At 62.9% G+C, this 14,317-nt stretch carries 17 protein-coding genes; 7 read left to right on the top strand and 10 right to left on the bottom strand.

From position 1 onward, the window contains the following. Positions 1-45 precede the first annotated feature (45 nt). Entirely contained in the window at positions 46-762 is a 717-nt protein-coding gene (locus RBH22_RS03885) for a metal-dependent hydrolase (RefSeq protein ID WP_306676735.1), read from the top strand. 92 nt (positions 763-854) lie between these two features. Then, entirely contained in the window at positions 855-1,253 is a 399-nt protein-coding gene (locus RBH22_RS03880) for an OsmC family protein (protein WP_256290591.1), read from the top strand. Between the two features lie 105 nt (positions 1,254-1,358). Here the strand turns inward: RBH22_RS03880 and RBH22_RS03875 are convergent, their stop codons facing one another. From RBH22_RS03875 to RBH22_RS03865, 3 genes are all read right to left on the bottom strand, one after another. After that, positions 1,359-1,532, bottom strand: a complete 174-nt coding sequence (locus RBH22_RS03875) for a hypothetical protein (protein ID WP_199723118.1) — start codon at positions 1,530-1,532, stop codon at positions 1,359-1,361. A 60-nt stretch (positions 1,533-1,592) separates the two neighbouring features. Then, entirely contained in the window at positions 1,593-2,186 is a 594-nt protein-coding gene (locus RBH22_RS03870; protein ID WP_199723120.1) for a DJ-1/PfpI family protein, read from the bottom strand. A gap of 62 nt (positions 2,187-2,248) precedes the next feature. Beyond that, complete coding sequence (locus RBH22_RS03865; RefSeq protein ID WP_306676579.1) at positions 2,249-3,115, bottom strand: HAD-IIA family hydrolase; 867 nt, start codon at positions 3,113-3,115, stop codon at positions 2,249-2,251. Between the two features lie 164 nt (positions 3,116-3,279). On the opposite strand from RBH22_RS03865, the gene RBH22_RS03860 reads away from it, so the two are divergent. Together RBH22_RS03860 and dpsA are read left to right on the top strand one after the other, a co-directional pair. Continuing rightward, positions 3,280-4,071, top strand: coding sequence for a GTP cyclohydrolase III (locus tag RBH22_RS03860; RefSeq protein WP_256290589.1), 792 nt, complete (start codon positions 3,280-3,282; stop codon positions 4,069-4,071). A 213-nt stretch (positions 4,072-4,284) separates the two neighbouring features. After that, positions 4,285-4,830, top strand: a complete 546-nt coding sequence (gene dpsA, locus RBH22_RS03855; protein WP_306676578.1) for a DNA starvation/stationary phase protection protein DpsA — start codon at positions 4,285-4,287, stop codon at positions 4,828-4,830. A 37-nt stretch (positions 4,831-4,867) separates the two neighbouring features. Here dpsA and RBH22_RS03850 read toward each other — a convergent pair whose 3' ends face one another. Next, positions 4,868-5,050, bottom strand: coding sequence for a hypothetical protein (locus RBH22_RS03850; protein WP_256290586.1), 183 nt, complete (start codon positions 5,048-5,050; stop codon positions 4,868-4,870). A gap of 230 nt (positions 5,051-5,280) precedes the next feature. On the opposite strand from RBH22_RS03850, the gene RBH22_RS03845 reads away from it, so the two are divergent. Next, on the top strand, positions 5,281-5,490 hold the full coding sequence (locus RBH22_RS03845) for a hypothetical protein (protein ID WP_256290585.1): 210 nt from the start codon (positions 5,281-5,283) through the stop codon (positions 5,488-5,490). Between the two features lie 229 nt (positions 5,491-5,719). Beyond that, on the top strand, positions 5,720-5,914 hold the full coding sequence (locus RBH22_RS03840) for a hypothetical protein (protein WP_306676577.1): 195 nt from the start codon (positions 5,720-5,722) through the stop codon (positions 5,912-5,914). 18 nt (positions 5,915-5,932) lie between these two features. On the opposite strand, the gene cydB is transcribed toward RBH22_RS03840, so the two are convergent. The 6 genes from cydB to RBH22_RS03810 all read right to left on the bottom strand — a co-directional run bounded on the left by cydB (position 5,933) and on the right by RBH22_RS03810 (position 12,592). Continuing rightward, positions 5,933-6,949: a cytochrome d ubiquinol oxidase subunit II gene (gene cydB / locus RBH22_RS03835; RefSeq protein ID WP_306676576.1), complete on the bottom strand. Its 1,017-nt coding sequence runs from the start codon at positions 6,947-6,949 to the stop codon at positions 5,933-5,935. Continuing rightward, complete coding sequence (locus RBH22_RS03830) at positions 6,942-8,348, bottom strand: cytochrome ubiquinol oxidase subunit I (protein ID WP_256290580.1); 1,407 nt, start codon at positions 8,346-8,348, stop codon at positions 6,942-6,944. The genes cydB and RBH22_RS03830 overlap by 8 nt, the downstream gene beginning before the upstream one ends. A 71-nt stretch (positions 8,349-8,419) precedes the next feature. After that, positions 8,420-9,106, bottom strand: coding sequence for a peroxiredoxin (locus tag RBH22_RS03825; RefSeq protein ID WP_306676575.1), 687 nt, complete (start codon positions 9,104-9,106; stop codon positions 8,420-8,422). A gap of 170 nt (positions 9,107-9,276) precedes the next feature. Further along, on the bottom strand, positions 9,277-10,119 hold the full coding sequence (locus tag RBH22_RS03820) for a DUF1641 domain-containing protein (RefSeq protein ID WP_256288403.1): 843 nt from the start codon (positions 10,117-10,119) through the stop codon (positions 9,277-9,279). A gap of 2 nt (positions 10,120-10,121) precedes the next feature. Next, positions 10,122-11,300: an FAD-dependent oxidoreductase gene (locus RBH22_RS03815; RefSeq protein ID WP_121568411.1), complete on the bottom strand. Its 1,179-nt coding sequence runs from the start codon at positions 11,298-11,300 to the stop codon at positions 10,122-10,124. A 296-nt stretch (positions 11,301-11,596) separates the two neighbouring features. After that, positions 11,597-12,592 carry a sulfurtransferase gene (locus tag RBH22_RS03810; RefSeq protein WP_256288402.1) on the bottom strand — a complete coding sequence of 332 codons (996 nt, stop codon included), beginning with the start codon at positions 12,590-12,592 and terminating at the stop codon, positions 11,597-11,599. Between the two features lie 308 nt (positions 12,593-12,900). On the opposite strand from RBH22_RS03810, the gene RBH22_RS03805 reads away from it, so the two are divergent. Then, positions 12,901-14,076 carry a rhodanese-like domain-containing protein gene (locus RBH22_RS03805; RefSeq protein WP_256288401.1) on the top strand — a complete coding sequence of 392 codons (1,176 nt, stop codon included), beginning with the start codon at positions 12,901-12,903 and terminating at the stop codon, positions 14,074-14,076. The last annotated feature ends 241 nt before the right edge of the window (positions 14,077-14,317 follow it).

Genomic DNA, 14,317 nt, shown 5'->3' with positions numbered 1-14,317 from the left:
ACGCTTTATTGTCGATCCGGAAGAATATGCTAGCGGACGATGACGATGAAACTCACTTGGCACGGCCACTCCACGTGGCACGTCGACGTCGACGGCACGACTTTCCTGATCGACCCGTTCTTCTCGAACCCGAAGACCGAACTCTCGGCTTCGGACGTCGAGACGCCGGATTACGTCCTCTTGACGCACGGCCACGCCGATCACATCGGCGACGCCGACGCGTTCACCGACGCGACAGTCGTCGCTGTCCCGGAGCTGACCGGGTATATGGAGGAGGAAGTCGGCTTTACAGACAGCATCGGGATGAACATCGGCGGTACCGTCGAGTGCGGCGAAGCGTTCGTGACGATGCACCGCGCGGATCACACGAACGGACTCAATACGGGCTATGAACACAGCCTCGGGATGCCCGCCGGCTTCATCATCAGCGACAAGAAGCCGACCCAGGAGTCGGACGCGGACGCGACGACGTTCTATCACGCCGGCGACACCGGCCTGATGTCCGAGATGAAAGACGTCATCGGACCCTACCTCGAACCCGACGCCGCTGCGCTCCCGGTCGGCGATCACTTCACGATGGGGCCGGCGCAGGCCGCCATCGCGACCGATTGGCTCGGCGTCGATCACCTCTTGCCGATGCACTACGACTCGTTCCCGCCGATCGAGATCGACACCGACGACGTCGTCCGCGAGGTCAAAGCGACGGGAGCCTCCGCGGAGGTCCACGTCCTCGACGGCGACGAATCGTTCACGCTGGAGTGAGTCCCGAAACGACCGTCACAGTGCGGTTCGAGCGCCACCGCTCGGTACGGTAAGTAACCTTTAGGGCGGTCCCTTCCGTCCCTCCGGACGGAATGAGCGACATTCAGACTTCGACCGTCAGCGAGGAAGGCTTCGCGAGTACCAGTCAGGTGGGCGAATTCGAACTCACCATCGACGCGCTCGACGAGGCTGGGCCGAACCCGAACGCGGTACTCGTCGCCGACTACGCCTCCTGTTTCCTCCCCGCGTTCCGCGTGGGCGGCCAGCAGCGCGGCCACGACGACCTCGGGAAGGTCCAGATCGACGCCGACGCCGACCTCGACGAGGACGACGACCTCGAAGCCATCCGGTTCGACATCTACGTCGAAGCGGACCTCGACGACGAGACGCTCGCGACGATCCTCGAGCGCGCGAAGGACGTCTGTCACGTCCACTCCGCGCTCCGAGAAGAACTCCGCGCGGACGCCACCGTTCACGGCGACGCCTTCTAATAGGGATTATCGTACGTCGTCATAGATTTCTCGCCGGACGGTACGGCGCGAATCTCCGAACGGTGACGATAAGCCCTATAACTACGACCGACTCGAAACCCGCGTTCAGCGCCGGTGATAGGCGCGGAAACTCATCGCCTGACCGTCGGCGATGATCACGTCTCGGCCCTCCGGATCCGGTAGGGCCGCTTCTTCGACTTCGTCGTGTGAGACGTACGGTTCGGCAGGCTCCGGGGCGTCCTCGGAGTAGACGTACGGACTGTTCGGCTGACTTTCCATACTGTGAGGAACGCCACGATAGTATATAAATATTTGTCAGACGTTACCACACGACAATTATCAGTCGTCTGCGGCGGCCGGAACGCCAGCGTCGATCTCGGTCCCGAGGAGGTCGAGGAAGGCGGCGAGCCACTCCGGATGGTCGGGCCACGCCTGCCCCGTCACGAGGTTGCCGTCGACGGTCACCTCGTCGACCCACGAACAGCCGGCGGCTTCGACTTCGGCGCGTACCGCCGGATAAGCGGTCATCTCGTAACCGTCGAGGACGCCCGCGGCCGCGAGGATCTGCGGCCCGTGGCAGACTGCCGCCACCGGTTTGTCCTCCTCGAAGAAGTGCCTGACTGCGTCGAGGACCGCGTCGTACGTGCGGAGATATTCGGGTGCCCGCCCGCCGGGGACGACGAGCGCGTCGTAGTCGCTGGGGTCGATCTCCGCGAACGTCGTGTTCACCTCGAAGTCGTGCCCGCGCTCTTCGAGGTACGTCTGATCCCCGCGGAAGTCGTGGATCGCCGTCTTGACCGTCTCGCCCGCTTCTTTCTCCGGACAGACCGTGTCTACGTCGTGGCCGACCATCTCCAGCGCCTGGTACGGAACCATCGTCTCGTAGTCTTCACCGAAGTCGCCGACGATCATCAGGATCTTCTTGCCCATAATCCATCGCGCTAGACGGACCGAGATCTGTTATACTTATTGTCCGAAACGAATGTATACTCGAACTACACGTCTCCCGTATCCGCGAGAAGTTCCGGAAGTTCCGCGAGCGAGTCGAGCACGTAATCCGGTTCGATCGGCGACGCTGCGAGGTCTGCCTCGTCGGTCACGCCGGTCCGGACGAGCGCGGTCGTCATTCCGGCGCGCTCGCCGAGAGCGACGTCGGTGTCGAGTCGGTCGCCGACGACGAGCACGTCCTCGGGCGGGAGGTCCAGGTGATCGAGCGCCATCGTCCGCACCGTGTCGCTCGGTTTGCCCAGAACGATCGAGGGATCTCGCCCGGCGACGTTCGCGATCGCGTCGATCACCGCACCAGACCCGGGAACGTCACCCTCCGGAGCGGGGATGACGATATCGGGATCCGTGCCGACGAACGTGACAGAGGAGTCTTCGAGGAGCCACAGCGACTCCCGGAGCGTCTCGTAGTTGAAGTCCCGGTCGACCGATGCGACCAAGACGTCGGGAGTGGCACCGCCGTCCATCTGTGCTTCGGCGTCGCGGTCGGCCGAAGACGCGGCACCCGCGGTGTCCGTCCCGGATCCGACTACAGTCACTGAGAGGCCGGCCGAGCGAAGGAGGTCGACGAGGCCGGATTCGCCGACCACGGCGATCTCGTCGCTCGCGTGGTGCTCGGTGAGGTACGCCGCAGTCACGGTGCCCGCAGTGATGACGTCGGAGGCCTCCGCTGTGATTCCGGCGCGACCGAGTCGGCGCTCGTACGCTGCGGGCGGCTTCGTCGGATTGTTCGACACGAACAGTCGGCGGAGGCCGGCGCGTTCGACGGCCGCGAGGCCGGCGTCTGCTCCCGTGATCGGTTCGTTCCCCCGCACTAGCGTCCCGTCCACGTCGAAAATGACTCCGCGAACACCCATTGGCGGTGGTAGGGACCTGGTGGTGTTGAACGTAGCGGGTGCAACGGTGGAGTCGACCGGCCGGTACTGTCCTCGTTCGTTAGCAGACAACACGTTCCAGAAGTGAGACGGTGGTCTAATCTGATACGGAAAGAACGATATACGCTACGTCCCAGAGGACAGATGTGACGAACTCCCAGCTCACTCTCGTTCAGATCGACAACTACGGGCCGTGGACCGTGACGCCCGAACCGCGACGCGAGATGGACCTCCAGACCCTCCAGTCTCGCCTCTTCGCCGACCTCGCGCAGTTCATCGGGAGTCGCGACGGCTACGCCTTCTTCACGCGCTTCGACAATATGGTCGCGATCACCAACGGGCTCGACGAGGCGGACCACGAACTCCTCCAGGAGTCGATCGGCAACCGCTATCCCGTCACCATCAGTCTGGGAACGGGGACCGACCCATCGCCGGTCGAGGCGCTCGAATCGGCGACGGCGGGGCTCCAGCGCGCCGGTTCCGCACAGGACGGCGACCGCCGCGAGGTGCTCGCGGGTGAGTACCTCACCGAGAGCCGCCGAGCGCCCGGCGACGTCCAGATCGCTCACTTCGACGTCAACGACGCGACGGGCAAGTACACAGACCGGCTCAACGAGTTCGACTCCTTCATCCAGATCGAACAGGGGTACGCGGCGGTGATGCGCTACCTCCGCGAGGAGTACGGCGCGCTCTCGTTCTTCGTCGGCGGCGACAACATCATCTCGATCTGTCCAGCGATGGACGAGGCCGACTACCGCGACGCGATCGAGCACGTCGAGGCCGAGGCCGGCGTCGAGCTCAAAGTCGGCGTCGGGATCGCCGATAACCCGCACACCGCGGGAATGGACGCCAAGCACGCGCTCGAAGAGTGCCGCCACCACGAGACGATCGTGGAGATGAGCTACCCGCAGGAAGATATCGGCATCACGACCGACTGATAGGGGTTATCGTCACCGTTCGGAGATTCTCGCCGTACCGTCCGGCGAGACATCTATGCGGACTTGCGGTACTCCCTACGATCGGTACTCTCGACGGCAGGACTCGATCTGCCGTCGCTGGTCCCACCGGGCATAGAATATATTTGTTTTTACCAAAAAGATGTTTCTGTAGGTCGAAGTATTAAGTCCGTCGCGAACCAACCGTTGGCTGCGATGAACACCCAAGAGACGGTCCGACAGCACGCCGACGAAGTCGAGGGAAGCGAGGCGCTCCGCATCGACGCTGAGAAAGCATCACAGCTCGTCGACGCGCTGAATACGGACCTCGCGTCGACGTACGTTCTCTACCACCAGTTGAAAAAGCACCACTGGAACGTCGAGGGTGCGGAGTTCCGCGACCTTCACTTGTTCCTCGGCGATGCCGCCGAAGGTGCCGAGGAGTTCGCCGACGAACTCGCAGAGCGCGTGCAGGCGCTCGGCGGCGTCCCCATAGCCGGAATGACGACACTCACCGAGCACGCGCCGGTCGAAGCCGAGGACGAGGACGTCTACGATGTCCGCACGTCGCTCCGGAACGATATGGAGATGTACGGCGACATCATCGAGACGCTCCGCGAGCACATCGAACTCGCGGCGAACCTCGGCGATCAGACGACCGCACATCTCCTCCGGGAGAATCTCATCGAGGTCGAAGAAGCGGCCCACCACATCGAACACTACCTCGAAGACGACACGCTCGTCAGTACGGAGTCGGAGTAGCGTCGTTCAGGGGGGTACCGTCGTCCGAGCGCGCTCCTCAGCGGTGGAGTGCGACGACGGATTCGGCGTCGAACGCGATCCATCCATCGCTGTTGCCGTCTTCGGTGAAGACGACACGGTCGGGTGAGGACTGGTGTGCTGAGATGTCAACCGTCGAATCGGCGGCCGCTTCGTCGCGTTCGTTCGTGGGTTCGGAGTTCACCGCGTCGGTACTATCCATTATCGGAAAGTGACGCTCCACCGGATATAACGGTTTTGGTGGGCCTAAAATACTGCCACGAGCAGTCGAGAGGGGGCTTCTCAGCTCCGTGAGGCCTGCTACCACGGAGATAACCCTCAGAAATGAGACGCTGTGAAATTATTTCCGACAGATCTGCTTCCCTTCGAAAAGACGATCAGATAATCACCCGCAACTGTGTGTTTTAGGCCGTTCGAGCGTTAAAACTAGATATGAGTCAACTGGGTTCGCTGCGGCAGGACCGAGACCGAATCAACAGTTCGCTGTTCGTCGCCGGCGTCGCGGTCATCCTCGCGAGCGTCATCGGAGCCGCCTGGATGCTCAGCCTCGGTGACATCGTAACGGCGCTGGGCCTCGGCCTTCTCATCGCCGCCGGCGTATTGATGAGCGGCATCGGGCTCTCGAAGAAGGCGACGCTCTGAGCCGTCTCCGAGGCCGATCGGTATCGACGACGTACCACGACGACGAACCGACGCCTCCCGAGAGGTGTCGTCCCCCACGATTTACTCGTTCCCCTCCCTGTCCCATCCCAGCGATGATACCCGTCTCCTTCCATCAGCACCGATCCGCAGCGACGACGTACTGGTCACCGACTGCGTCGAAGCCGACACCGACGCGCGAGCACCGCGGCACGACGGAGGTGCTGTCGTCGTGAGTGACCGCGGCGCCTTCGAGACCGAGACGCTGATGCTACTGCTGTCACTCCTGGTGATCGGGTTCTTGATCGGCGTGGGCGTGCTCCAGTACACGCTCACTGGCGACCCCGGGAACCTGTTCCGCAACCTCGGGATCGGCGTGATCCTGTTGGCGTTCAGCGTCGGGCTCTATCGGCGCTGGAGCGAGTAAAAAAGCGGCGGGCGGCGTTCAGGCGTAGGATTCTGCTTCTTCGACCGGACCGCTGAACGCCGAGTAGAGGACATAGAAGTACGTCGCAATGAGGGGCAGCAAGAACGCGGCCCCGATCGACGTGAGATTGAGCGGCAGCGTCGAGACGATGGCCTCTCCGACGGCGAGTCCGGTGACCGGATCGATCATCGGATACAGGAGTGTCGCGACGAGGGCGACGAGTCCGTACACCTGCCCGGCGACGGCCACGAACGCGACGTACCAGCGGCCGAATCGGCTGGCGACAGCGTACGTGGCCGCGAGCAGGACCGTCGCGCCGAGCAGCGCGAGCACCGGTCCGGAGAGCAACGCGACGTGATCTGCGGTCTGTGAGCCGACGACCACGGCAGCCACCGCGAGCAGAAGGTACACGACCTGTGCGAGCAGCCCCATCGCCCGCGTCTCGCTTCGGACGTCACCACGCGTCTTCACGCCGAGGTACGCCGCGCCGTCGACGATCGTGAGCGCGACGACTGCGAGGCCGACGAGCAGGCTCGCGACCGACACGAAGCCGTCGACGCCGAACAGCCAGTTGCCGGTGAAGATCCCCAAAAAGAGGGGCGCGGTGACGCTGCCGACGACGAACGAACGTCCCCACCACCGCTGCCAGGCCTCGTCGTGCCGCTGTTCGTACATCTCCGGCGCGAGCCCGCGGAGGATGAGCGCGCCGAGGATGCCGAACATCAGCAGGTAGTGCCGGCTGAACAGGTCGGCGTAGATGGTCGGGAAGACGGCAAAGAGCATCCCGCCGAAGACGACGAGCCACACTTCGTTCCCGTCCCAGAACGGCCCGATCGCCGCCAGCAACTGCTCGCGCTCGGCGTCCGTCTTCCGCGTCGCGAACAGCGCCCCGACGCCGAAGTCGAAGCCGTCGAGGAACAGAAACGTCCCGAGCACGGCGAAGACGAGGCCGAACCAGAGCTTCGCTAACGGGAGCCCGAACAGCGGGCCGTCCGCGAGCGTGGAGAGCGTCGTCGCAGCGAGGAGGTCAGTCATCGCTCGGGACGACCCCCACGGAATCGGGCGCGTCGCGCTCGCGTTCGGGCGTCGGCGGCTTCGTCGGTGCTTCGTTGCGGATGATGCGCGCGATGACGTACGTGTAGAGTACGAGCAGGGCGGCGTACACGCCGACGAAGCCGGCCAGCGTCACGAGCGCTTCAGCGCCCGTTAGCCCCGGCGAGACGCCAGCGTGCGTCTTCAACACGTCCTGGATGACCCAGGGCTGTCTGCCGACCTCGGTGACGATCCAGCCCAACTCTACGGTCAGGATGCCGAGGACCGACGAGCCGACGAGCGCTTTCGCCAGCAGGTCGTCCTCGAACAGCGTTCCCTGGTACCAGCGGAAGCCACCCCAGAACGCGAGCAGGATGAACCACATCCCGAGGCCGACCATCGCGCGGAACGCCCAGAAGACGATGGCGACCGGCGGAGCTTCCGTCGGAACGTCGTTCAAGCCCGTGATGGTGGCTCCCGGATCACCCCCGCTGGCCAGGATCGACGCGAGGAACGGCAGTTCCACGACGAAGAGGTTCTCCGCGCGCGGATCGGTGAGACTCTCCACGCTCGTCGGGAACGCGAGGAGTTTCAACCCGACCGAGGAGTCGGTCTCGTATTGGGCCTCCATCGCGGCGAACTTCTGCGGTTGGGTCTCTGCGACGTGTCGCCCGTAGGCGTCGCCGTGGATGGCCTGGAACGGCGCCGAGACCAGGAGCACCGCGATCGCGATCTTCATCGTCTTGCGCCAAAACTCCGTGTCGCGGTTCTGCCAGACGAAGTAGGCGGCGACGCCGGCCATAAACAGCGCGACCGAGAGGACGGCCGCGTTCTGCATATGGACGTACATCCACGGGAACCGCGGATTGGCGTAGGCGGCGATCGGGTCGACCAGCGAGACGATCGGCTGGCCGCTCTCCATCGCGACCTCGAAGCCGCGTGGGGTCTGCATCCAGGAGTTCGCGATCAGGATCCAGACCGCCGACAGCCACGTGCCGAGGCCGACGAGGACGCTCGACAGCATATACAGCCGATCGGAGACGCGCTCGCGGCCGAAGATGAAGATGCCGAGGAACGTCGCCTCGAGCATAAACGCCATCATCCCTTCGATCGCGAGCGGCCCGCCGAACAGTTCGCCCGCAGTCTTCGAGAACGCGGCGAAGTTCGTCCCGAACTCGAACTCCAGGACGATTCCTGTGACGGTACCGACGACGAAGCTGATCGCGAAGATCTTCGTCCAAAAGGATCTGAGTTGTTCGTATATCTGTTCGTTCGTCCGAATCTCTTTCCACGTGAAGTAGATGAGGAAGGGCGCGAGACCCATACTCATCACTGGGAAGATGATGTGGACGATCGTCGTCACCGCAAACTGAAGTCTGCTGGCGATGACTGGGTCGATCATTCTCGTGTGGGAGTGCGGATGGATTTCGGTTGACTGGCTGTACTACGTGCGACGCCGTTTCGTGGGCAGCGTTACTGCTGCTTGGTGACGAACCACCAGTCGTAGTAGTCGAGTTCGTCGTCGTCTTCGGCTTCGGCTGTCCGCTTTTCGGCGTCGGCGTCGGTGCCGGGCGGCGACAGGAGGACGCGGTCGCCGAATTTCTCGTTTTCGGGCCAGTCAGCGGGCGCGGCGACGCCTTCCTCGTCGCTCATCTGGAGCGCGCGCAGCGAGCGGAGGATCTCGTCGATGTTGCGGCCGATCTCCATCGGGTACGTGAGGACGATGCGGACGGTACCCTCGGGATCGATGAGGAAGACGCTACGAACCGTGGAGGTGCCCGCGTTGGGGTGGATCATCCCGAGGCGCTTTCCGACCGAGCCCTGGTCGTCAGCGATGATCGGGAACTGAATGTCGACGTCGAGATTCTCCTCGATCCACTCGGTCCACTTGATGTGCGAGTGTACGCGGTCGACCGACAGCCCGAGCAGTTCGGCGTTCAGCTCTTCGAACTCCTCGCGGCGCTGCTCGAAGGCGACGAACTCCGAGGTACAGACGGGCGTGAAGTCGCCGGGGTGGCTGAACAGGACGAGCCACTTGCCCTCGTAGTCGTCGGGGATGGTCAGTTCGCCGTGGCTCGTCTCCACGGTGAGCTGGGGGAACTGATCGCCGATTCCCGGGGCGCCGGCCGATTCGTCGGGGTCTGCCGTAGGCTCTGTCATTGCAGTTCGGCCTTAGGACGTTGTGTATTAAGCCGGCGCTATAGGGCCTATTTTTTCGTCCTCTGGTGGCGGATCTTCGAAGAATAGAACAAAACTTCCGCAGAAGCGAAATTCTGTTTTCGTAGTACCGAATTATAACGGCCCAAGGAATAAAAACCGATCGGTTTCCGTTATTCGGAGTCGTCGAAGTCGACGCTCCCGAGACCCCGAGCTGCGGCGAGCAGCCGTCCGAGCGCACGTCGCACGTCGGCGTCGAACAGCGCGCCGATGAGCCCGAAGAACCCGACCGGCTTGGGATCGTCCTGTGCGAGCCCTTCTACTGTCTCGTCGAGCGCCTTGGTGACCTTCGGGTCGCCGAGCGTCTCGACGAGTGCGACCATATTGCCCGCGTTCCGCCCCAGCTCGTACATCTCGACGTCGCTTTCGGCGTGGGCGTCTGCGAACCCGGCGGCCGCCATCCGGAAGTCGCGGATGACGTCGCGGTTGTCCTGGGCGACGTCGCGAAGCTCCGGCGTGAGCTCCATCGCGAGGTCGTGGGTCGCATCGAGCAGATCGAGCATCTCGATCAGCGTGTCCGCGTTCTCGCCCAGGCGTTCGAGCAGGATAATCGTCTCTTCTTTCTCTAGAGAGAGCCGGAGCCGTTCGAGGACATCCCGGTTCTCTTGGACGACGATACGAAGCTCCGGAATGAGGTCGTCGGCGAGTCCCTTCGACGCCGCGAGGACATCGAGGAGTTCCAAGAGCGTGTCCGATTCCTCACCGACCTTCGTCAGCAGCGTGAGGGTCTCCTCGCGCTCGAACGCCACGCGCAGCTCGCGGATCGGTTCGCGGTTCTCGCGAACCGTCTCGCGGAGTTCGGGGACGAGGTCCTCGGCGAGGTCCTCCGTCTGTGCGAGCATCCGGAGGAGCTCTGCGAGTTCGTCCGCGTTCTCGTCGATCGTCCGGAGTAGTTCTTCCCGGTTCTCGATCTCCATCTCGCTGTCGGCGTCGAGGGATCGATTTTCGCTCGCCATAGTCAGGGGAGTGGGTCGTACCCGTGGAGCCAGGCGTTCCAGTAGAAACTGGGTAGGATGTTGATGTCCATAATCCAGTTCATCCGGCTCTCGACGGGTGCGGAGATGCTTTCTTCGTAGTCGAACTCAGCGACCATCGCCTTACCCTTCTTCGTGAGGAGCGGACAGGCAGCGTAGCCCTTGTACTTGGCCGTCTGCGGGCGTCCCTCCATATGCGATTCGAGGTTGTCGACGACGACGTGTGCCTGCTTGCGGGCCGCGGCGGCCGTCTTGGCGTTCGGCGTGTTGCCGGCGTCGCCGAGCGCGAAGACGTCCTCGTACTCGGTGTGCTGGAGCGTGTGCTTGTCGACGGTGACGTACTCGCCGTCGTGCTCGTCGTCGCCCTCCGTCAACGGCGAGTTGTCGGTGAGCGCCGGCTGGCCGTACTGCGGCGGGACGGGCGCGTAGAAGTCGTACTCCTGGGTTTCGCCGTCCTCGGAGTGGATGACCTGTTCGTCGGGGTCGACTTCGCTGACGGTGAAGCCGCCGCGGAACTCGATGTCGCGGTCGCTCCAGATCTCTTCGAGTTTCTCGCGGTACGGCGAGACGCCGAAGACGGCGTCGCCGCCCTTCGTCATCACCACGTCGACGTCGTCGCGGATGCCCTGTCGCTGGAAGTAGTCTTCCGCGAGCATAGTCATCTTCAGCGGCGCGCCGCCGCACTTGATCGGCGTGTCGGGAACGGAGACGACGAACGTGCCGCCGTCGAAATCCTGGAGTGCCTCGCGCATCTCCATCGCCGCGTCGAAGTAGTAGAACGGGAACACCGAGTCGGTGTCTTCCCATCCTTCCATCATTCCGGGCGTCGCCTCGGCCGCGAGGCGGTGTCCCAGCGAGACGACGAGGTAGTCGTACGACAGTTCGTCGTCGGCGAGTTGGACTGTCTTGGCGTCCGGATCGACGCCTGTTACCTCACCTTGCAGGAACTCGACGCCGCTCTGCATTACCTCGCTGACGTCGCGGAACTGGTCTTCCGGCTCCATATAGCCGAACGGCAGCAGGTAGTACGATGGCTGATAGGCGTGTTGGGTACTCTTGTCGACGATAGTGATCTCCGCGTCACTACTATCCAGTCGACGCCGGAGCATATTGGCGGACATCGCGCCACCGACCCCAGCACCGAGAACTACTATCTGATCCATAGCCATCCGTTCTTAGTTTGAGATCCACCTGAATGGTGACATACACCACGTATTTTGCATAATCTATCCCACATTACGGAGTTTTTGGGAAATAATTGCTGCATTCCGGCGGCGGGTCGCAGCAATCTGTTTGGTGACAATCTATTCATACGTATACTAAATCATCGATTACTACAAACATCTAGTAGAATTATTGCAGATAGTACAGCGTGACAGGACACGGTGGGCAAAAAGAGGGAGAACACTGCTGATCGGTCAGTCGCCGACACACGAGACGGCGAAGGGGCTTGGGGGCGTTACTCTTCGTCCGGAGTTTCGACGGGTGCGTCGACGAGGTTGCCCCACTCGGACCACGAGCCGTCGTAGTTCGAGACGTCGGGGTAGCCGAGCAGTTCCGAGAGGGCGAACCACACGAGCGCCGAGCGTTCACCGATGTTGCAGTAGACGATGATGTCGTCTGTCGGATCGATGTCGGCCTCGGCGAAGGGTCGTTCGAGGGCCCGAGCGTGCTCGAAACGGCCGCACTCGCGGACGACGCTCGTCCACTCTATGTTGACGGTGTGCGGGATGTGGCCGCTCGCACGCGCCGGGTCGTCGGCTTCGCCGCGGTACTCCTCGGGCGAGCGGACGTCGACGATAGCGACGTCGTCCGAGAGCGCATCGCGGACGTCCCGGCGGTGGGCGCGGATCCGGTCGTTCGGGGGATACGCCTCGTACTCGACGGGCGTGACCGTCGGCTCCGACGTCGTCGTCGGGTAGTCGTTCTCCGTCCAGTAGCGTTTGCCGCCGTTGAGGAGACGGACGTCCCGGTGCTGGTAGTACTTGAGCGTCCAGTAGACGAACGCGGCGAACTCGTTGTAACCGTCGCTGTAGAGGACGACCGTCGAATCCGGTGTGATACCGCGCTCGCCCAGTACGCTTTCGAGGCGATCGGCGTCCGGGATGACGCGACGCCCCGACGCCGAGAAGTCGCGGCGGGGGTCGAGTTCGATCGCGCCGGGGATGTGCCCCTCGTCGTACTTCGTCGAGACCTCGACTAAGCGGAGATCCGGATCGTCTTCCTCGAAGTCCGGGATCTCTCGTGCAAGGAAGTCGGGTTTGACCAGTACCGACTCCGAGTAGCCGGTCCTGTCGTCCCCGATCGACCGCTGCTGAATGCTGTAGCAGGTCTGTCGACCGTCGTGGAGGGCGGGTGCCGACTGGATGAGGTCGGCGTCTTCCAGTTCGTTGAGCCCGTATCTGGCCGTCCGCGAGGACAGGAGCGTCTCTTCTGTGATCTGTTTCAACGTCATCGACCCTTCGTGTGAGAGGACGTGATAGATAAACTTCGAGCTGGGCGGCAGCTCTGACAGTGATTCCTCAGCCCCATTATATTGCATTTTCAGTACAATACGAATTTGGGAGTACGGATACAAGACGTTATTGGTGCTTCCCACGGTCTTAAACCACTATCTCGAACGTCCCGCGACGCACACGATGAAAATATATACACAATAATTTCTGGTTCTTTGCCGCAATCGGCCCGCCTGAGCCGGTTTTGCACAAAATATTCTCCCTGCTGGAAATGGTTTAGGTACACGCCTACAATATCGCACCGACGATGGTCGAGACAATCACCGCCGAAGAACTGCGAGATATGATCGACGCCGACGAGGACTTCATCCTCTATGACTCGCGTGATCCGGAGTCCTTCGAGGACTGGCACATCGCCGAAGCCGAGAACGTCGAGTACTCCGGCTCGAACGACGAACTCGTCGGCGAGTTCGACGAGGACGACATCGGCGCCGGCGACACCGTCGTGACGATCTGTGCGACGGGGAACTCCGCCGAAAGCTTCGCGGAGTACCTCGAGCGCGAGGGCTACGCCCACGACGTCAAGACCGTCGAGGGCGGAATGGAGGCCTGGAGTATGGTCTACGACGTGGCACCGATCGCCACGTCCAACGACGACCTGGTCATCCTGCAGCTCCAGCGGCGCTCGAAGGGCTGTCTGGGCTACGTGGTCGGCTCGAAGTCCGCCGGTGAGGCGGCGCTCATCGACGTCACCCGCGCGAGCGACGAGTTCGTCGCAGCGGCCAACGAGCGCGGTCTGAAGGTCACGCACGTCTTCGACACGCACATCCACGCCGACCACATCTCCGGTGGTCGAAAGCTCGCGAACAAGCTCGACGTGCCGTACCACCTGGGTGCGCCCGCCGAGACGCGCGACCCGCAGTTCGAGTTCGACGCCATCGAGCCGAACGACGCCGTCGAACTCGGCGACGTAGAGATCAAGGCCGTCCACACGCCCGGGCACACGACGGGGATGACGTCGTACCTCGTCGACGACGAAGCCCTGATGACGGGCGACACGCTGTTCGTCGAGTCCATCGGCCGGACAGAGCTCCAGTTCGCCGACAAGGACGCCCGCGACGGCGCCCGCGTCCAGTACAACACGCTCCAGAACGTCATCATGACCGAGCCGAACGACGTGAAGATCCTGCCGGGTCACTTCTCGGTCACCAACGACGGCGAGTACGTCGACGTCACGCCCGGCCAGCCGATGTTCTCAACGGTCGGCTACATCTGGGAGAACAACACGCTCATCCGGCAGTCCGAAGACGAGTTCGTCGAGCACATGTTCGAGAACCTCCCGTCGAAGCCGCCGAACTACGAGCAGGTCATCGCGACGAACGCCGGCGAGTACGAGCCCGAAGACGAGAGCGAAGAGACCGAGCTCGAACTGGGCCCGAACCGCTGTGCGGCGACCGAGGAGAGCACCGTCGCCGACGACTAATCGGCGCGACCTTCCCGTAGTCCCCATTTAGCAGGTATCGTCTGCGAGTCTCCCGATCGGCCGCACGCCACGTGCGATCGACCAGGGGAAAGTCGCACTCGATGCCGCACCTCGACCACCTCTCTCCCTGGTGCGTCGAGCCGTCGTTCCACACGAGCGTCAGTCCCGGCTCGGAACGGCTGTCCTTTTGTGCGCTGCCCGTGCGGCAGTCAAGACCCGTCTACCCGTGAGCGCTCGTCTC

It is taken from the genome of Halobellus sp. H-GB7, from assembly GCF_030848585.1.
Lineage (GTDB): Archaea > Halobacteriota > Halobacteria > Halobacteriales > Haloferacaceae > Haloquadratum > Haloquadratum inordinatus.
The sequence above is the reverse complement of the archived record's forward strand: the minus strand, read 5'-3'. Positions and strand labels throughout refer to the sequence as shown.